The following is an 18,597-nucleotide window of genomic DNA, read 5'->3' as shown; positions in this document are numbered from 1 at the left end:
CATTAAAGACTAGTAGGCCCGGGCAAACAGCACCCGTTGAGGGGATGGCTGACCAGTGACAATACAGACACCATCCTCCGCCTTATTATTCAAAGGAATACAACGAATAGTTGCTTTGGTCTCTTCCTTGATCCTCTGCTCCGTTTCAGGGGTACCATCCCAGTGAGCAGAAACAAAGCCGCCTTTTTCATCCAGGACTTTTTTAAATTCCTCGTATGAATTCACCTCCGTCGTTTTTTCTTCTCTGAACCGAAGCGCCTTTTGATATATATTATCCTGAATCTCAACAAGAAGACCCTCAATTCTTTCAGCTAACCCTTCCCTGTTTACGGTCTCTTTTGATTTTGTATCGCGCCTTGCAAGTTCCGCTGTTCCGTTTTCCAGATCACGTCCGCCAATGGCAACACGTACAGGCACACCTTTCAACTCATATTCCGCAAATTTAAAACCGGGGCGCTGTGTCTCGCGGTCATCATACTTCACCGAAATACCCTTCTGCTTCAACTGAGCCACCAGCGAATCTGCAACCTCTGTTATCTTACCTAATTCTTCCTCACCTTTATAAATAGGAACAATTACTACTTGTATCGGAGCCAGTTTTGGCGGAAGCACCAAACCCGAATCATCAGAATGAGCCATAATTAAGGCACCCATTAAACGAGTAGAAACTCCCCAGGAAGTGGCCCATACATAATCCAGTTTCCCTTCTTTACTGGTAAACTTCACATCAAATGCTTTTGCGAAATTTTGTCCCAGAAAGTGTGATGTACCCGCTTGCAATGCTTTTCCATCCTGCATCAGCGCTTCAATGCAATAAGTTTCGACAGCACCTGCAAAGCGTTCATTAGGAGTTTTCACCCCTTTCACCACAGGCACAGCCAACCAATTTTCAGCAAAATCAGCGTAAACCTCCAGCATTTTTTCTGCCTCTTCTATCGCTTCCTGCGATGTGGCATGAGCGGTGTGCCCCTCCTGCCATAAAAATTCGGCTGTTCTGAGAAATAAGCGCGTCCGCATTTCCCATCTTACCACATTCGCCCATTGGTTAACCAGAATAGGCAGATCGCGATAAGATTGAATCCATCCCCGGTAGGTATTCCAAATAATTGTTTCGGAAGTAGGACGAACGATAAGCTCTTCTTCGAGCTTTGCCTCTTCATCTACAATAATATTTCCATTGCCATCGTTTTTTAAACGGTAATGAGTCACTACGGCACATTCTGTTGCAAAGCCTTCCACGTGAGAAGCTTCTTTAGAGAAGAATGATTTAGGGATAAACAGCGGAAAATAAGCATTGGTGTGGCCGGTATCTTTGAACATCTTATCCAGCGCAGCCTGCATTTTTTCCCAAATGGAATAGCCATAAGGCTTAATTACCATGCAGCCCCGCACGGCAGAATGTTCGGCAAGATCGGCTTTTGTAACAAGTTCATTATACCACTGCGAATAATCCTCGCTTTTGCTTGTAATTCCCTTACTCATAATGCTTTTTGAAAGATTTTTTTGTAACTTTAAACACAAATATCAAGGCAGCAAAGTTATAAAACTAACCGAGGTATTTTTAAGGAAATTGATGCAACCATTTATCTCCCGGGTTCGTCAGTATTAGTAAGATTTGAGAGATAGGCTTAACACACACGGCAATGAAAAATTTACTACTAACTGCGTTTTCAGCATCAGCATTATTGCTGGCTTCATGCTCCACCACACAACTCGCTCAGCAGGACAATAACGACGACGTGTATTTCACTGCGGCAAAGGCAAAGGAAATTGCTCCGCCAGCTGCTAACGTTGTAGGAGAGCAGCGCGAGGAACGCTCCTACCGCACCGATGAACAACTTTACGGTGGCGAAAATTACAATGATGAAGAATATTATGACGATTATTCGAACTACGATTACGACTATGGTTATGCGTCCCGATTAAATCGTTTTTACAATCGTTCTCCCTGGAGATCTTACTACGACAGCTGGTACACGTACAGTTATAACCCCTGGTACACCTATCGCTACGACCCATTCTTCTACGATCCCTGGTTTTATCGTCCTGGTGTTTCTGTATGGGTTGGCGTAGGCGCTTTTCCAAGGTGGGGTTATTATGACAGCTGGGGCTATTACGGATATCCTTACCAGAGCCGTTTTTGGGGACCTTACTCCTATTATAACACCTATCCGGGCTATGGCTATTATGGAGGAGGTTATTATGGCGGTTACTATCCGGGAAGAGCTTACACTAGCCGTAACTATCGTCCAAGACCGAACCGGGAAACAGGTGTAGGTTCAGGAGCGTATGACAGACCCTCAACTAATGGCACTTCTTACGGTAGGGGAACATCGAGACCAATGCCGGGCTATTCCTCAGGAAGAACTGGCAGAACCGCTGAAGCCGCTGACCAGTCCGGAACAAGTTCCAGACCGACAAGAAGTACAAGGCCCGAGACTTCCGCCACAGCACCAACACGTACTGAATCAGGATCGTCAAGAGGTGAATCTACAAGGCCGACAAGACCAACAAGGACTGAGAATACCCAACCACGGACATCCTCAACTCCTAGCAGAGAGCGCACTGAAACTGCAAGACCTTCGCGCCCTGAAAGGACTTATACACCTCCGCCCAGCTACGACTCAGGTCGTTCTTCCGGGAATTCAGGAGGCGGTAGTTCTTCCGGGGGATCTTCTTCGGGAAGAAGTTCTTCAGGAGGCGGACGCCCATCCAGAGGTGGCAGATAATTGTTGAACACTTGCACTTAGAAAAATAGATGAAACTTAAGAATATTGCACTCCTGGCGGGATTAATCCTTCCTGCCGGAGCCTCTTTTGCCCAGTATGCGGAAGACGCTCTTCGATTCTCACAAGCTGAACCCGGACTAACTACCCGCTTCCGGGGACTGGGAGGAGCACAAACAGCATTAGGTGGAGACTTAAGCTCGCTGGGGGGTAACCCTGCAGGCCTGGGACTGTTCACCAAATCGGAAGCAAGCTTAACGGCCGATTTCTCAAACAGCAATCTTAATGCTCAATACCTCGGCACCTCTTCAAGTTTTCAAAAAGACAGAGGTGGGATTGATCAAGCTGGCCTGGTTATTTACAATCCCACCAGGCGCTCAGGAGCCTCTGATCTAACGTCTGGCTGGCTAAGCTTCAACTTTGGTATCGGATACAATAAAACTAACAATTTTAATGTAACTACAGATTATAGTGGCCAAAATAACAGAAGCTCTTTTGCTGATTTTTTAGCGGATGAAGCGGAACGATTCAATCCCTCTGCATTGGGCGACGCTGCTTATAATAATTTCCTCGTAGCCTTTGATGATACTTACGGCTACTATCCGATAACAAGTCCTGGTAACAACCAGCAGAACACAACATATAGAACGGGATTTCAATCAGAAGTAAACTTTGCTGTCGGTGCTAACTACGAAAACAAGCTTTATGTCGGAGCCGCGTTTGCCTTTACCTCGCTTAATTATAAAATGCAGCGGGAATACACAGAGAGCGGCCAGACCCTCCTACCTCAAAATATAGAGGACGCTGGACTTGTTGTAGAGGACGCAAGTCGACCCTACTTAAACAGCAATTACCGCTTGGGTTATATATCAGATCAACTAACAAATGGATCTGGCGTAAACGGTAAGCTAGGACTTATTTACCGGCCGGTTAGCAGCCTACGCTTGGGTGTAAGTTTTGTGACTCCTACCTGGTATACGGTCTCCGATTCATTTATGGAATCCTTGGACGCTCGTTATACTACCTCAAGTGGGTCAAGTAATATACCAGGAGAAGAGGAATATTACGATCAGGATTATACCATCCGTACACCTTATAAGTTAAACGGCGGAGTAGCAGTAACCATCGCCCCATTTGGACTCATCTCAGGCGATGTGGAATATGTGGATTATCAGTCTATGCATTTTTCGGCCTCAGGCTCACCTGACGCGACTAAGGACACTAATCGGGACATTCGAGACCTTTACAAGAGCGCAGTGAATCTGCGGATCGGAGCAGAAGCACGACTTCCGGCAAGTTTTTTATTGCGAGCGGGCTATTCAACAAATGGAAATCCATATAACAACGCCGATTTTTCCTCAGACACCTTCTCTGCAGGTATAGGATTCAGAGGAAAAACCACTTATTTTGACCTGGCACTTACCAGTAACTCAAGAAAATACAGCACTTCACCTTATCGGATTTCTGAGGACTACCTCTTTTATCCCGAGACAGGGTCAGGAGACCAGGCGGCTGTTAAAAACAACTGGACCAACATCTTTGCAACCATCGGATTTAGGTTTTAGAAACATATTAAAACAAGAAAAAAGGGAGCGATTTTCGCTCCCTTTTTTTATATCACTCCGTATAAACTTGCTCCCTTCTCTCCTAACCTGTCCACTCTTTTCTCCACCGCTACATCCTTCACTAACTCAGGCGCATGATGAGGTTTCTTTCGAGCGTCGATAATAAGAGGGCCCTTACAGCCCCAGTGCTTATGCTGAATAAAACTATTGATCCCGTAAATATCATGCGAGGGGTTACTGCGCGTAAACGTAATCCAAACCAAATTATTAATAGAATCAGCAGCGAAACCGGCATCGTCGCAGAGGACAATTAAGGCAAGCCCATTCAAATCCTGCCCTCTCAAATACTCGTCCAGAACTTTCACCTGCAAATCTGTGTCTGACTCCTGGCTAAAGCTTGGACCATCTACGGCTAATACTCCCGGGATTGCTAGTCTATAATTATTAAAGGGTCGGGGCATGCTGAATCCCGACGGAACTTCCTTCCATAAATCCCTTTTCTTTTCTCCTGCTGCCGCAAAAACTACTTTCGACCCACTGTTCAAACCGCTTCCGGTATAGTCGAGCGTATCAATTGTTGTATTGGTATGAAAATGAAGATCGCGAGTAAAATCTATTCTCTCAAGCATGTGAATCAGGAACTTTTCAATATCATGCGTGTGCAAAGAACGATTATCTTCTTTTGCAGAAATGAATAAGTATTTAGCGAGGCTGAGCTGATTTTTGCCCAGTATATGATTCGAAATGGTAAGGATTTCCTGCGGCTTCCGCTCTTTCAGATAAGGGGTATATCGCTCGCTGCCAATCGCGAAAAGCAAAGGATGAACACCGGCAGCATCAACTGCATTCACCTCGTGAAGTCCATGAATTTCCTTTGGCAGGGCTGAGCCTGAAATTTCGTGAATTAAAGCACCAAAGCTAGTATCTTCCTGGGGTGGACGTCCGACAACCGTGAATGACCAGATTGGGTTTGGCCGGTGATACACATTGTGCACCTTCATCAAGGGGAAAGGATGTATCAAACTGTAGTACCCCAAGTGATCTCCAAACGGCCCTTCTGGTTTATTTTCATGCGGATAAACGGAGCCGGTGATTACAAAATCAGCATCAGCCGAAATGCAGAAACCCTCCTCGTCATAGAAATACCTAAAACGCCGATTACCTAATGCACCTGCAAAAGTCATCTCTGATAGCCCCTCTGGTAAGGGCATTACCGCAGACAAAGGATGTGAGGGCGGTCCGCCGACAAAAATACTCACCTTCAGCGGTTGCCCCTTAGCGTTTGCTTTAGTCTGATGAACTCCGATGCCGCGATGCAACTGATAGTGCAAGCCAACCTCTTTATCTAGTTCGTAATCATTCCCGGATAGCTGAATCCTATACATGCCCAGGTTTGCATTCATAATTCCCGGCTGCTCGATGTCTTCTGTATATACCTGTGGCATGGTAACAAATGGGCCACCATCCATTGGCCAGTTAACAATTTGAGGAAGTTCTGAGATCTTCGTCTTTTGCAGGTCTGCCGGTCGCTGCACTTTCATGGGAAGGGCAGAAAAAGCGGTCAATGCTACGTTAGCATACTTGAAAGGATTCTTAACTGCCCTGATAGGATCAGATTTGATTTGCACCAGCGTTTGCATTTTTTCCAGTGTATCTCTGAACAGGAACTTCGAACGCTCTATCGTCCCAAACAAGTTAGAAACAGCGGGAAACTTACTTCCCTTAATATTTTCGAAAAAAAGAGCCGGTCCTTGCGATTCATAAACCCTAAGGTGAATAGCGGCCATTTCCAGATACGGATCCACTTCTTCTTTTATCCGAACCAGATGTCCATTTTTCTCCAGATCAGCGACGCATTCCTGTAAATTTTTGTATCCCATGTGCTTCAAAGGTAACAGGATCTAAACGATATGACAAGGATATTGGCCAAGGGAAATCCTGAAATCCCATCGCTGGAAGCCCAGTTCAGGATCCTATTACTAACATTACACCCGTCTAAAAAACAACATCAATTACGCTTTGAAATTTATGGCAAAAAAATGACTACCCCTTTATGGCTAATAGACAGAACCAATAAGAATCGGCTGAAACTTTTCTTATCTTTGCAGTTGTTAAAACAATATCTTCTGATATGAATCTTCCAATATATTTAGACAATAATGCTACCACCCCGATGGATCCGAGGGTTCTTGAGGCTATGCTTCCGTACTTCACAGAAAAGTTTGGAAATGCCGCAAGTCGTAACCACGCTTTTGGATGGGCAGCAGAAGAGGGTGTTGACTACGCTCGCGAGCAGGTAGCTCAATTAATAGGCGCTACTGAGAAGGAAATTATCTTCACTTCAGGTGCTACAGAGGCCGACAACCTTGCCATTAAAGGTGTATTCGAAATGTATAAAGACAAGGGTAATCATATTATTACCTGCGTTACAGAGCATAAAGCAGTTCTTGACACTTGTAAGCACCTTGAAAAACTAGGCGCTTCTGTTACCTACCTTCCTGTGAAGGAAGATGGTCTCATTGATCTTCAGGAACTTGAGAATGCCATCACCGATAAAACGATCCTTGTTTCCATTATGTACGGAAACAATGAAATTGGGGTGATCCAGCCGATCAAAGAAATCGCCGCTATTGCACACAAGAATGGGGCCTTACTATTTACTGATGCTACTCAGGCTGTTGGTAAAATCCCGGTAAATGTAAATGCTGACGGAATCGACCTGATGGCGTTTTCTGGTCATAAAATGTACGGACCGAAGGGTGTAGGTGCGCTTTATGTTCGCCGTAAAAACCCAAGGGTAAAAGTAACAGCTCAAATGGACGGCGGCGGTCATGAGCGCGGTATGCGTTCGGGAACGCTCAACGTCCCAAGCATCGTTGGCTTTGGTAAAGCCTGCGAACTATGCAGGTTAGAAATGGCTGAAGAGGCTGCACGCTTATCCGCTTTGCGCGATAAACTTGAATCTGCACTGACTCAGCTTGAAGAAAGCTACGTTAACGGTAATACGCAATACAGGCTACCACACGTTGCAAATATTTCTTTCAAATACGTTGAGGGAGAAGGACTGATGATGGCAATGAAAGACATGGCGGTATCTTCAGGATCTGCTTGTACTTCTGCTTCTTTAGAGCCGTCTTACGTGCTTAAAAGCTTAGGCTTGTCAGATGATTTGGCACACTCTTCTATTCGCTTCGGACTGGGAAGATTTACCACAGAAGAGGAGATTGATTTTGCTATCGAGCAAACGAAAAAGGCTGTTAATCATCTTCGTGAACTTTCTCCTTTGTGGGAAATGTTTAAAGAAGGCATCGACCTGGACAAGGTAGAGTGGGTTGAACATTAAATAGTACCCGATACATTGGGAAATAGTTAGAATATTAAAATTATAAATACAAAGAGCTATGGCTTATTCAGATAAAGTTATCGATCATTACACCAACCCGCGTAACGTTGGTACACTTGACAAAAGCAGTCATAAAGTTGGTACTGGTTTGGTTGGTGCTCCCGAGTGTGGCGACGTAATGCGACTACAGATCGAGGTTAACGAAGAAAATGTAATCACAGACGCTAAGTTCAAGACTTTCGGATGTGGTTCAGCAATCGCTTCTTCTTCACTGGCCACCGAGTGGTTAAAAGGAAAAACAATTGACGAGGCTATCGCAATTGACAACATGGACATTGTTGAAGAACTTGCTTTGCCTCCGGTTAAAATTCACTGCTCTGTGTTAGCTGAGGATGCGATAAAAGCGGCAATCAACGATTACCGTGTTAAAAATGGTCTTGCTCCGATTGAGAGTGAAAAATCTCACCACTAAGAGAGTATAAAGCACCAGTAGGCAAGATTTTTGCTCATAATAATTGGTACTTAAAACAGCTTACGATGATAACAGTAACAGAAAAAGCAAAAGAAAAAGTAGAACACCTGATTCAGGATGCTGGTCTGGATAGTTCCTATTTTCTGCGGGTTTCTGTGCAAGGTGGCGGTTGTTCCGGCTTGTCATACAATCTCGATTTTGACAACGAGGAAAAGCCCGGCGATCAATTCTTTGAAGATAAAGGAGTTAAGATCGCTCTTGACATGAAGTCTTTCCTCTATCTTGCAGGAACAGAACTGGATTTCTCCGATGGATTAAACGGCAAGGGCTTTAACTTCCACAATCCAAATGCTTCGCGCACTTGTGGTTGCGGAGAAAGTTTCTCTGTTTAATTAGAAAATAGTTGCCTAAGGGTAAACAAAAGGGGCTTTATGCCCCTTTTTCTGTTTAAAGGCTTTTTGTATCTTTAAGCATAACCAATTTTAAAAATGAATTTGACAGGCGAATTCACTACTGTACCCCAGTTATTAAGAAATACCGTAAAACATCTTCACCCCGATCATCAAACTTTTTTGATACACAAAAACGGGGCAGTATGGGAAGAAATCAGTTATCAGCAAGTGCTTGCGACAGCGGATGCCATCTCCAGCTATTTGTTGTCCATAGGAGTCCAGAAAGGAGATCGCCTCGGACTGATTATTGAGAACTCGCCCGCCTATATATATTACGATCAGGCGCTGCAGCAGATAGGTGCAGTCAATGTTTCCATCTACCCTACCCTTTCGGAAAGCGAAATTGCATATATCTTGAATGATGCCGGGGTAAAAGTACTTTTAGTTGGCAATCCCTTTCTGTTGAGAAAGATTGTAAAGATTGCTAACCAGTGCAACGCCTTAGAGCGTATCATACCGGTCTTTGACAATTACGAAAAGAACATTGAAGGACAAACCCTAAATGCAGGAGTCATCGGTTTTACCACCATGATTGCGGAAGGAAAAAAATGTCTGCCAGAACTGGCACAAACGATAGAAACAGCCAGGGGAATGGTGCAAGCCTCAGATCTATCCGCCCTTATTTATACTTCAGGAACTACCGGCGTGCCCAAGGGTGTCATGCTCACCCATTCGAATTTTGTTCAGAATGTAAAGTCCTCGCTTGAGCAAATCACGGTTATCGACAAATATGAAACGTTCCTGTCCTTTTTGCCTCTATCACACGTGTTCGAGCGGACCGCCACCTACTACGTCTGCTGTATGGCGGGCTGTAAGATCGCGTTTGCTCAAAGTATAGAATTGCTTGCAAGGAACATGGAAGAGGTGAAGCCAACGGTAATGGCCTGTGTACCCCGTCTGCTGGAGCGTATCCATGATAAGGCGATGAAAAACGGCATGTCTGCCGGTGGCTCCAAAACAAAGATCTTCCTTTGGGCAATTGAAACCGGAAAAAAATTCAGAGAAGTGCAGGAGGCTGGCCAGTCTCCGGGCTTTTTCCTGCAAATGCAGCAAAAACTCGCCGATAAGTTAGTATTTTCTAAGATTAAGGAAAAAACAGGAGGACGACTTAAATTTATGCTTTCGGGAGGGGCTGCGCTGCCTCAGAACGTGGGGGAATTTTTTGGAAATCTGGGAATTAAGGTGCTCGAAGGCTTTGGCCTGACGGAAACCTCTCCAGTGATGGCAGTAACAGAATACGAGCGACAGATTTATGGAACGGTCGGAAGGATTATCCCGGGAATAGAGGTAGGAATTCAGGACATAGAAACAAAAGAATTTATAGCGATTCAAACACACGAAAGTTTTGATGAAAACTTTGAATGTGAGGAAGGTGAAATCGTAGTTCGGGGACACTGTGTCATGAAGGGTTATTGGAACAAACCCGAGGAGACTGCCCAGGTAATCGATTCAGCGGGATGGTTTCATACCGGCGATATAGGCCGCTTCTACAAAGGCAACCTGAAGATAACTGACCGTCTAAAAAATATGCTGGTCAACTCTTTCGGTAAAAACATCTATCCTACACCCGTCGAAAACACCTACCTGAAGAGCCCAAAGATTGAACAAATATTCTTGATTGGCGACAAGCGAGAATTTGTCACTGCCATCGTTGTGCCATCAAGGGAACTTTTACAGGAAACCTTTGGCTTATCGGAAGAGTTCTTTCAGCAGAAAGATCTCTTCATTGAGGATAAAGAAATACACGAGTGGATCGGCCAGGACATCCGGAAGCTGTCGACCGAACTGGCGAAATTCGAGCGTATTAAAGGGTTCATCATAAAACGAAACCCTTTTACTATTGAAGAGGGAGAAATGACTCCCTCACTGAAAGCAAAAAGAAAGGTTATTGAGAAAAAATATGCTGCCGAGATTGACGCTATGTATACCGAGTCTGTAGAAAGCGATTAATCCAGAAAAAGCCACTCCCACTCGGTTCTTATCTGACAACACTTCTTAATGCTGAAAAGGTACTTCCTTACAATGCTTAAAATCGTAGGAAGATTAAGAAGTCAGACAGATTCAACAAGTTAAGTGCTTGCGATTTCAGTTTCTCTCAATACGTTCATCAGCTCTTCCAGCTTCATCGGTTTTGAAAGGTAGTTGTCCATCCCGGCCTTTAAACATTCCTCACGGTCTTCCGCCATAGCGTTGGCAGTCATTGCTATAATGACCGGCTGCTTCGTAAAATTCTTCCTGATGTATCGGGTTGTTTCCAGACCATCCATTTCCGGCATTTGAACATCCATCAGCACAATATCAAACACCTCGTCCTTCATCATCTCCACTGCCACTTTACCGTTGTCAGCAATCTGAGGTGCATACCCCAACTTAGTTAGTACCCTGGTAATGAGTTTTTGATTGATAGGATTATCCTCAGCAACCAAAATATTGAAGGGATATTGAAGCGCGAACTCTTCTGACAGCAAATTGGTGTTTGCCCTCTCCTGTGTCTGGTTTTCACTTTTCTGTTTCAAGCCAAGCTGTATCACATTCAACAGGTGGTGATGTTTTACAGGTTTGGTGAGGATTGCAGAAAACATTTGCGGATATTTTTTCTTCGTCTCGTCGCCTATAGAGCTTAACAGCACAATAGGCAGCCCCGGATAATCCCTTTTGATGTTCTGACTCAACTCAACCCCATCCATTTCCGGCATCTGCATGTCTGTTATTACCAAATCAAACACTTGCCCGGCTGCCAGAATTGTCATTGCCTCCTGCCCGGATTCACTAAGCGCAACTGAAAGTTTCCACTGTTCCAGCTGTGCTTTAAGGATCCTTAAATTGGTCTTATTATCATCCACAACCAATACCTTTTTGCCTTCGCAACCTTCAATTGAAAGATTTCGGTACTGCAGTTGTTCATTATGGCTAACAGAAGCATTAATGGTAAATTTGAAAGTTGTTCCTACGCCAACCTCACTATCAACCTCTATTTCCCCTCCCATTAGTTCCACAAGTCGTTCACAAATCACCAAACCGAGGCCTGTACCACCGTATTTCCGGGTGGTGGATGAATCTACCTGAGAGAAGGCTTTGAAGAGCCTGTTCAGTTTATCTTCTGGAATACCTATTCCGGTATCCCTAATAGAAAATTGAAGTTCAAGATTTTTTTCATCAATTTGACGAAGCAATTCAACCCCAATAAATACCTCTCCCTTTTGAGTAAACTTGATGGCATTACCAACGATGTTGATGAGCACCTGCCGCAAACGCAGACTATCAGCAAAAAGCTGGGACGGCAGGCGGTAGTCAAGTTGATAGATTAAATCTATCCCCGTTTGAGCGGCCTTACTGGCAAACAAATCCAACACCTCCTCAACACACTGGCGGAGTTCGAAATCGTGGTGGTCCAGCTCCATGTTGCCCGACTCGATCTTCGAAAAGTCCAGGATATCGTTAATTACATTCAACAGTGCTTCACCGCTGTTGTAGATTGTTTCGGCATATTCCCGCTGCTCCTTATCCAGTTTTGTTTCAAATAAAAGCGATGCCATTCCAAGTACGCCGTTCATTGGAGTTCGTATCTCATGGCTCATAGTAGCCAGGAAGGTACTTTTAGCCTGATTTGCTTTTTCTGCTTCCTTCCTTGCTAGCTCAGCTTCCTCTCTTTGATTGAATAGTTCCTGATTGACTTCGTTGAGATGTTCTGTCTGCGATTGAAGTTCTTCATTCAGCGACTGCAAATCCTCCGATTGAGCTTGCAATTCTTCCGCCTGTGCTTGCAATTCGTCAGCTTGATTTTGAAGGTTCTCGTTCATCACCTGAAGATGTCCCGCCTGTTTTGAAATTACTTTAGTACGTTCCTGTACCTCCAACTCCAGCTCCTTTTTCTGTAGTTCAATCCTGTTAATCCTTGACCGGTAGTAGGCGTAACAAGCTGCTGCTACAGAAACAATAACAAGCGTTCGGAACCACCATGTCATCCAGAAAGGAGGCGTAATCACGATGGTCAATGAGATGCCTGTTTCGTTCCAAACTCCATCGTTGTTTGCGGCCTTTACGATGAATGTGTATTCCCCGGGATTAAGGTTAGTATAGGTCGCAGTTCTTCTCGTACCTACATAATTCCAGTTCTGATCAAAACCTACCAGTTTGTAGGCATACTGATTCATTGTCGGCTTTGAGAAATCGAGGGCCGCAAATTCTATGGAAAACATAGATTGCTCGTAAGCCAGAGTAATCTTTTTAGTTATAGAAATGTCTTCTCGCAGAATAGAATCTTTGCCGCCTGGTCGAACCGATTTATTAAACAATTGAAAGTCGGTAAATACTATTGACGGTACGTTTTTATTGACTACAAGATCAAAGGGTTGTATAATGTTAAAACCGTTAGGACCACCAAAGAAGATATTGCCCTCACTATCTCTAAATCCTGAACCTGCGTTAAATTGGGAACTTTGCAGGCCATTGTTCTCATTGAAATTCTTAAAGGTTTCAGTTTTCAGATCAAGTCGACTAAGTCCGCCATTAGTACTAACCCAGATAAAACCCTTATTATCCTGAGTGATATAATTGACGGTGTTGTTTGGCAAGCCCTGCTCCATCTGATAAAGTTTGAACTTCTTTGTTTTTCTATCAAACCGACAGAGACCTCCACCTAAAGTGCCCGCCCAGATATTATTTTCACTGTCCAGAAACAGAGAGAATACAACATTACTACCTAAACCAGAATTAGATGAGTCGTAAACTGTAACCTTCCCGGTCTTATGATCGATAACACCGATACCACCGTAGTAGGTACCCACCCATATCGTCCCATCTTTATCCTCCATAACGCAGCGGGCGTAGTCGTTCGGCAAGCTGTTGTAGGGTTTGGAACTATCAAATTTGTAAATTTTGAAACGCTGAGTCGTCTTTTCCAATACGTTAATTCCGCCGCCATTGGTACCCGCCCAGATATTGCCTTTACTATCTTCAAAAAGGGTATAAACGGCCGAATTATTCAATTTATCGGGTCCCTCACCCGCCGGAAAATGGGTTACAATTTTGGTTGCCACGTCTACCTTCTCCATTCCAGAACCATACGTTCCAACCCAGATATGTTTTTTGTCTCTGCTAGTTATTAAGCTTAAGATTGAATAGCTTGCAATGTTATACGTTCTATTGGGACCAAGTAGAAAACGATCAAATTTATCAGATGACTTCCTGTAAAGATTGCCTGCACCTCCATCCATACCGACCCAGATATCGCCGTCTTCCCTCTCGGCAAACGAGGTAACAGAGCTACTTTCCAAACTAGTAATATCAGCCGCATTACTTTTAAAATGCATAAAATATGTCAGGTTCCGATCGTATCTACTCAATCCTCCGTTATAAGTTCCAATCCAAGTTATCCCAGCTCTATCCTGTAGCAAGCACTCAATGCCTCCCACTGGAAGAGCACCGCCGATATTGGCGTTAGGAAAGAAACTTACAAAAGTTGACTTTCGTGGATCAAACAGATTAAGTCCGAAAGAGGTACCGACCCACATTCTGCCATCGCCTGTATGGGCCAGTGAGGTTACACAGTTGTTACTAAGAGTATTAGCCTTAGACGGGTCATTTTTAAGATGAGTGAAGGTACCAGTGGACACGTTGAAATAATTTAAACCGCCGGAGTTGGTTCCAACCCATAAATTACCACGGGAATCTTCAATAATAGAGCGGATCGAATTATCGCTCAAACTTTTTGCATCAGCGTCGTTATGCAAATACCGTTTGAAGGTGTTCGTCTTTTTTTCGTACCTGGCTAGTCCTCCTCCTGTCCCAATCCATACATTTCCCTTTTTATCTGTATAAATAGTGGGAATACTTGAGTGTACAAGGGCGGTTTTATCATCCGGGTTGGCAAAGTATTGCTCAATCTTCCCGGTAGCTGGGTCAAGTTTATTAAGATTCCAGTAAGTACCGATCCAAATATTCCCTTCCTTATCCTCGTTAAGGGCCACCACGTCGCGATTCGTAAGCGTTTTTCCCTGAGGTCCCTTATCGAAAAAGTGAGTAAAGGAGTCGGTCCGCCTGTCGTAACGGCTTAAACCACCAATGGTAGTACCAACCCAGAGGTTTCCCTTTCGATCTACGAGAAGGGCATTAATATTGTTTGATCTTAGAGTCTTTGGATCTGATGGCTTATTTCTGTAGACGGTAAATTTGTAACCGTCGTATCTATTTAAACCATCCTCAGTACCAACCCAGATAAAGCCTAGATGATCTTTAACTATCGCATGGACCGTATTTTGCGACAGTCCATGAGCACTAGTCAGGTTAGTAAACCTCACCCTCTCTTGAGCAGTTACTACATCTGCTTTGAGAATGGTAAAAAGAAATAATACTGTGAAAAAGTAAAGCAAGCTTTGGCTCTTAATCATACTTCAAGAAAAAAAAGCGAGAGAGTCAACTGAAACCGCGAGGTGAGGATCTAAACACACTCATCCATTCCTAAGCTTATTCTAAGACTTATACTTCTAATAAAGCGAAGATGTTACAACATTAAATTAACAGTAGTTAATGATTGAGATTATTAACGAAAGATAGGCAGTGGCAGTTTTGCCTGGAGGTTTGGTAGAGGTATTATAAAAGTTCCCCGACTAACAGCCGGGGAGTGTTTCTTGTAAGCTTAGACAGTATCTGCATCCGCAGTAGTACCATTGCTGCCCACTTTGGACTTAACAGCATCAACAGCCTGATTTTTTAAATCGCCTAACTTGTCATATCCCTGTCTGGCTTTATCCTTAACAGTGCCTGCCATATTATTTACAGAGTCAGAAATGGCACTTCTTGTTTCCTGTCCGCTTGACGGTGCAAGTAAAATTCCCAGGATAGCCCCAGCTGCCAAACCGATTACCGCTGCAGCTATTACTTTACCGTTGCTGGAACTATCATCGCTTACAGCGCTATCTTTTACATCCCTAAACAGAGATTCTGCATCCTGAAGTAAATCTTTATAATTTTTCATAGTAGTGCATTTAAGTATTTGAAAGACATAACAGAACTAAAAGCGAATAGTTCTTAAAAGCTTCACATGGAGAAAGCCTGTTAGAGTAGTTTGCTGCTCTTGTCACATTTAGATCGGGGCACTCGTCTTCGAAGGGTACATTAATATGAGAAGGACCACAGTTAAATTAGCCGCACTTTTTATTATCTTTTTCAACCTTGCTTGCTCCAAGGAAGACGCAGAGCTAGAAGAAGCAGACACCTTTCTACACGGCTCATTGGATAGCAGCTTTAACGCGAAATCCGAAATTATTGAATTAGACCTCAACAAGGACAAGCAGACTGACTTTAGGTTCTACACGGAAACCATTAATGGCGATCACGAAACGATTGAAGCCTTTCTTATTGAAAGCGTTGAAGAAAACAAGATCGTGCTCGCGAACAACACATATAACTATAGCTTCCACTGCAGGGACCTGGTGTCTTTACAACCCGGCCAACTGGTTTCGACAGAAACCGGCTCTGCTAACTCGTGGGATAAGGTGAAGGGGCTGCTGGCGGTGCGCTATTTATCAGAAAACGTTTCGTTCTCAGGCAAATGGAGTGACGAACAGGAAAAGACAATTGGGGTCAGGGTTGAATCAAACGGCAAGATCAACTATGGGTGGATCAGGCTCCAATTTAACCGGACCCGCAATATGATGATGATTAAAGATTATGCGCTGAACGGACTATACGGAAAGCCTATAAAAGCCGGGGAATTGTAAAAAACTGCACTTAGCCCCCTTCTTCCTCACTACAATAAATAACTACAGCAGCAGTGCATCGATACGATGAGCATGGACCATTCCTTCACAGGGAGACCATCCAAAGATCGTGAACTTACCATCCTGTGAAGCCACCAGTGCAATGGCGTTCCGCTGATCATGAACAAACTGCGCAGCAGATAAATGACGAGTTCCACCATTCTGTGCCGGATGTACTATACTGATTTCTCCTCCTATCACTGGTTCAGTCAGCATGATCTGCTCCACCGGTTCCCGTCCTTTTGCCCGGGCGATTTTAGCTCCAAAAGCAAGCAACTCATGGCGGTCAGTAATGATGGTAGCGCCATCAATCGCCGTGTACCCTGCGACGGTATCAACGATCCGGTTTAAAGATGCCTGCCATTCAGCCGTCTTTTTTTCGTACTCCTCCTCGGCCATCAGATCAGTCAGCGCATTAAAAGAAGGTGCTACGGTGTAGGAAATAGGGTGGATAATAGAATCTTTCCAACTATCTGATCCAGATGGTACCACCAGGAGCGTCCCTCCCCTGCCGTGGGCTCGCATAGAAGTAGCCAGCTGAATAAGAATATTTACAGAATCATTCCAGGAGGATGTAGCGGTAACGCCGAGTAGATCTGTTAAGAGAGCCGGACAGTCAGGCAACGATCCGCTTTGCTCATCCACCATTTTAATCTGGTCGCCTTTCAAAACAGCCACATTAACATACTTACCGAATCCCTGGAAACGACGGTGTTTCACCACCAGTAGTCCTGGTTCTACCATTTCCAGTACAAAACAAAAGCTGGGTATTGTACGGGTAGTTCCCCAAATCAAAAGCTCGTCTCCCTCGTGCCAGATGCCAAGGTGAATCCCGGCGCGCTCTATACCAGGGGCTAGTTTTATCAGCGTTCCGGAGGTCAGAGCCAGCTTTTCTCCAAATATTAAGGGCTTGCCCGCTTTATCTGGGGGCAAGTAAGCCAGGGAGATCCTAGGCGAATGTCCCTCCTCCCGGCGCAGACTCGTCCAGAAGCTAACATCTATAATAGTTTCAATAACAGACGCAGAGGGGACCGGAGCAAGATCACGTTCTCCCGCCTCTTCGGCACCAGCAACGTACTGCAAAAAATGTTGTTCTATCTCCGGGGCGATAATACTTGCAGCTTTATAGGTCGGGTCGACAGGCATGGATCTTTGATTTATTAACCTTTTCAGCAAAAATAAAAGATTTAGGCTGGGAGACTTTATCTGCCCGGGTAATTTCTATAATTAAAACGTCATTTTGAGCTTCCCAACCTTTTACGCATGTAGTTAAGGATTTGAAGTTGCTTTGCGTTGTAACTAAAGCTTTACTTGAAAATCAGCTGGAAGGAGTAGAAAGGTTAGCTTAACAGCGGAAAATACTTTTTTTTCCGAACTAAGTTTTATTAATATTGCGGCAATACAACGTTTCAAAATCTATCTATTGCCTATGTTTTCAACACTTTTTAAGGATTCCCAAAAAGTCTTTCCGCTTATTCTGGTCTTTTTTCTGAATTCGCTATCTGGTAGTTACGCAAGTGGTCGGTTTGATTGTATTGTTATAGATGCCGGTCATGGGGGTGCAGATGGAGTGACCCGTGGGCTCATTTCAAGGGAAAAAGACATCACCTTAAAAGTAGCATTAAAACTGGGAAAGGCGATAAAAGCTAAGTACCCGAGTATTAAAGTTTATTATACCCGGACTAGTGACGTTCAGGTCCCCCTATATAAACGAATAGCTCTCGCCAACCGGGTGAAAGCGGATCTCTTCATCTCATTACATTGCAATTCGCTTCCATCCAGTTCTAAAAACCGGTCGCAGATAAGGGGAACGGAAACCTTTGTATCCGGGTTTAACCGGCTTAAGGAACAGGATGTCGCGATTCGGGAAAACGCATCTATCCTGTTGGAGAAAGATTACAAAAAGAACTACGACGGTTACGATCCTAAAGATCCTGCAAGTATTATAGTACTCTCACTGATTAAAAACAGTAACCGCGAGCAGAGCATCAAAGTAGCGCAACTTATCCAAAAAGAGTTCAGAAAAGCTGGAAGATTAGACCGTGGAGTAAAAGAACAAAGTTTAGCTGTGCTGGCAAAGGCAGCAATGCCGGCCGTACTCACAGAACTTGGATTTATTAGTAATCCCACCGAAGAGAAATACATGAATTCCTGGTCAGGACAACAACAACTGGTTAACTGCCTGGTAAATGCCGTCGAGAAATTTAAAGAGACTATCGACTAAAAGCTGAAGAGGCCGCGGCAAAACGATCGTTTTACACCGAGCCTCTTCTGTGTAG

13 protein-coding genes are annotated in these 18,597 nt (G+C 44.2%); 8 read left to right on the top strand and 5 right to left on the bottom strand.

Annotated features, from left to right (window positions below; translation table 11 throughout):
* Positions 1-9 precede the first annotated feature (9 nt).
* Positions 10-1,482 carry a proline--tRNA ligase gene (proS, locus tag J4N23_RS06260; protein ID WP_207426170.1) on the bottom strand — a complete coding sequence of 491 codons (1,473 nt, stop codon included), beginning with the start codon at positions 1,480-1,482 and terminating at the stop codon, positions 10-12.
* Between the two features lie 161 nt (positions 1,483-1,643).
* On the opposite strand from proS, the gene J4N23_RS06255 reads away from it, so the two are divergent.
* On the top strand, positions 1,644-2,729 hold the full coding sequence (locus J4N23_RS06255) for a hypothetical protein (RefSeq protein WP_207426169.1): 1,086 nt from the start codon (positions 1,644-1,646) through the stop codon (positions 2,727-2,729).
* Positions 2,730-2,758: 29 nt separating this feature from the next.
* The gene (locus J4N23_RS06250; protein ID WP_207426168.1) at positions 2,759-4,291 is read left to right on the top strand and encodes an OmpP1/FadL family transporter; all 1,533 of its coding nucleotides are present in this window, start codon (positions 2,759-2,761) and stop codon (positions 4,289-4,291) included.
* 47 nt (positions 4,292-4,338) lie between these two features.
* On the opposite strand, the gene J4N23_RS06245 is transcribed toward J4N23_RS06250, so the two are convergent.
* Positions 4,339-6,171, bottom strand: coding sequence for a UbiD family decarboxylase (locus tag J4N23_RS06245; RefSeq protein ID WP_207426167.1), 1,833 nt, complete (start codon positions 6,169-6,171; stop codon positions 4,339-4,341).
* 251 nt (positions 6,172-6,422) lie between these two features.
* Between J4N23_RS06245 and J4N23_RS06240 the strand changes: the two genes are divergently transcribed.
* The 4 genes from J4N23_RS06240 (at position 6,423) to J4N23_RS06225 (ending at position 10,508) form a co-directional block, all read left to right on the top strand.
* Positions 6,423-7,634, top strand: coding sequence for an IscS subfamily cysteine desulfurase (locus J4N23_RS06240; protein ID WP_207426166.1), 1,212 nt, complete (start codon positions 6,423-6,425; stop codon positions 7,632-7,634).
* A 58-nt stretch (positions 7,635-7,692) separates the two neighbouring features.
* The gene (gene iscU, locus J4N23_RS06235; RefSeq protein ID WP_207426165.1) at positions 7,693-8,106 is read left to right on the top strand and encodes a Fe-S cluster assembly scaffold IscU; all 414 of its coding nucleotides are present in this window, start codon (positions 7,693-7,695) and stop codon (positions 8,104-8,106) included.
* A 65-nt stretch (positions 8,107-8,171) separates the two neighbouring features.
* Complete coding sequence (locus tag J4N23_RS06230; protein WP_207426164.1) at positions 8,172-8,498, top strand: iron-sulfur cluster assembly accessory protein; 327 nt, start codon at positions 8,172-8,174, stop codon at positions 8,496-8,498.
* A gap of 96 nt (positions 8,499-8,594) precedes the next feature.
* Positions 8,595-10,508 (top strand): long-chain fatty acid--CoA ligase, encoded by a 1,914-nt coding sequence (locus J4N23_RS06225; protein WP_207426163.1) that lies wholly within the window; start codon positions 8,595-8,597, stop codon positions 10,506-10,508.
* A gap of 119 nt (positions 10,509-10,627) precedes the next feature.
* Here the strand turns inward: J4N23_RS06225 and J4N23_RS06220 are convergent, their stop codons facing one another.
* Together J4N23_RS06220 and J4N23_RS06215 are read right to left on the bottom strand one after the other, a co-directional pair.
* Entirely contained in the window at positions 10,628-14,947 is a 4,320-nt protein-coding gene (locus J4N23_RS06220; protein ID WP_207426162.1) for a two-component regulator propeller domain-containing protein, read from the bottom strand.
* Between the two features lie 248 nt (positions 14,948-15,195).
* Positions 15,196-15,534, bottom strand: coding sequence for a YtxH domain-containing protein (locus tag J4N23_RS06215; RefSeq protein WP_207426161.1), 339 nt, complete (start codon positions 15,532-15,534; stop codon positions 15,196-15,198).
* Positions 15,535-15,679: 145 nt separating this feature from the next.
* Here J4N23_RS06215 and J4N23_RS06210 point away from each other — a divergent pair, with 145 nt between their 5' ends.
* The gene (locus J4N23_RS06210) at positions 15,680-16,279 is read left to right on the top strand and encodes a hypothetical protein (RefSeq protein WP_207426160.1); all 600 of its coding nucleotides are present in this window, start codon (positions 15,680-15,682) and stop codon (positions 16,277-16,279) included.
* Positions 16,280-16,321: 42 nt separating this feature from the next.
* On the opposite strand, the gene J4N23_RS06205 is transcribed toward J4N23_RS06210, so the two are convergent.
* Positions 16,322-17,464, bottom strand: a complete 1,143-nt coding sequence (locus J4N23_RS06205; protein WP_207426159.1) for a putative sensor domain DACNV-containing protein — start codon at positions 17,462-17,464, stop codon at positions 16,322-16,324.
* A 283-nt stretch (positions 17,465-17,747) separates the two neighbouring features.
* On the opposite strand from J4N23_RS06205, the gene J4N23_RS06200 reads away from it, so the two are divergent.
* Positions 17,748-18,542, top strand: coding sequence for an N-acetylmuramoyl-L-alanine amidase (locus J4N23_RS06200; protein WP_207426158.1), 795 nt, complete (start codon positions 17,748-17,750; stop codon positions 18,540-18,542).
* The last annotated feature ends 55 nt before the right edge of the window (positions 18,543-18,597 follow it).

The organism is Pedobacter sp. SYSU D00535 (assembly GCF_017355855.1).
Taxonomy (GTDB): domain Bacteria; phylum Bacteroidota; class Bacteroidia; order Sphingobacteriales; family Sphingobacteriaceae; genus Desertivirga.
This window is presented reverse-complemented; position numbering and strand designations above follow the sequence as displayed.

What these genes read in the sequence shown, in the direction of transcription:
- proS (WP_207426170.1), bottom strand. Translation starts at nt 1,482, where the DNA reads ATGAGTAAGGGAATTACAAGCAAAAGCGAGGATTATTCGCAGTGGTAT.
- J4N23_RS06255 (WP_207426169.1), top strand. Translation starts at nt 1,644, where the DNA reads ATGAAAAATTTACTACTAACTGCGTTTTCAGCATCAGCATTATTGCTG.
- J4N23_RS06250 (WP_207426168.1), top strand. Translation starts at nt 2,759, where the DNA reads ATGAAACTTAAGAATATTGCACTCCTGGCGGGATTAATCCTTCCTGCC.
- J4N23_RS06245 (WP_207426167.1), bottom strand. Translation starts at nt 6,171, where the DNA reads ATGGGATACAAAAATTTACAGGAATGCGTCGCTGATCTGGAGAAAAAT.
- J4N23_RS06240 (WP_207426166.1), top strand. Translation starts at nt 6,423, where the DNA reads ATGAATCTTCCAATATATTTAGACAATAATGCTACCACCCCGATGGAT.
- iscU (WP_207426165.1), top strand. Translation starts at nt 7,693, where the DNA reads ATGGCTTATTCAGATAAAGTTATCGATCATTACACCAACCCGCGTAAC.
- J4N23_RS06230 (WP_207426164.1), top strand. Translation starts at nt 8,172, where the DNA reads ATGATAACAGTAACAGAAAAAGCAAAAGAAAAAGTAGAACACCTGATT.
- J4N23_RS06225 (WP_207426163.1), top strand. Translation starts at nt 8,595, where the DNA reads ATGAATTTGACAGGCGAATTCACTACTGTACCCCAGTTATTAAGAAAT.
- J4N23_RS06220 (WP_207426162.1), bottom strand. Translation starts at nt 14,947, where the DNA reads ATGATTAAGAGCCAAAGCTTGCTTTACTTTTTCACAGTATTATTTCTT.
- J4N23_RS06215 (WP_207426161.1), bottom strand. Translation starts at nt 15,534, where the DNA reads ATGAAAAATTATAAAGATTTACTTCAGGATGCAGAATCTCTGTTTAGG.
- J4N23_RS06210 (WP_207426160.1), top strand. Translation starts at nt 15,680, where the DNA reads ATGAGAAGGACCACAGTTAAATTAGCCGCACTTTTTATTATCTTTTTC.
- J4N23_RS06205 (WP_207426159.1), bottom strand. Translation starts at nt 17,464, where the DNA reads ATGCCTGTCGACCCGACCTATAAAGCTGCAAGTATTATCGCCCCGGAG.
- J4N23_RS06200 (WP_207426158.1), top strand. Translation starts at nt 17,748, where the DNA reads ATGTTTTCAACACTTTTTAAGGATTCCCAAAAAGTCTTTCCGCTTATT.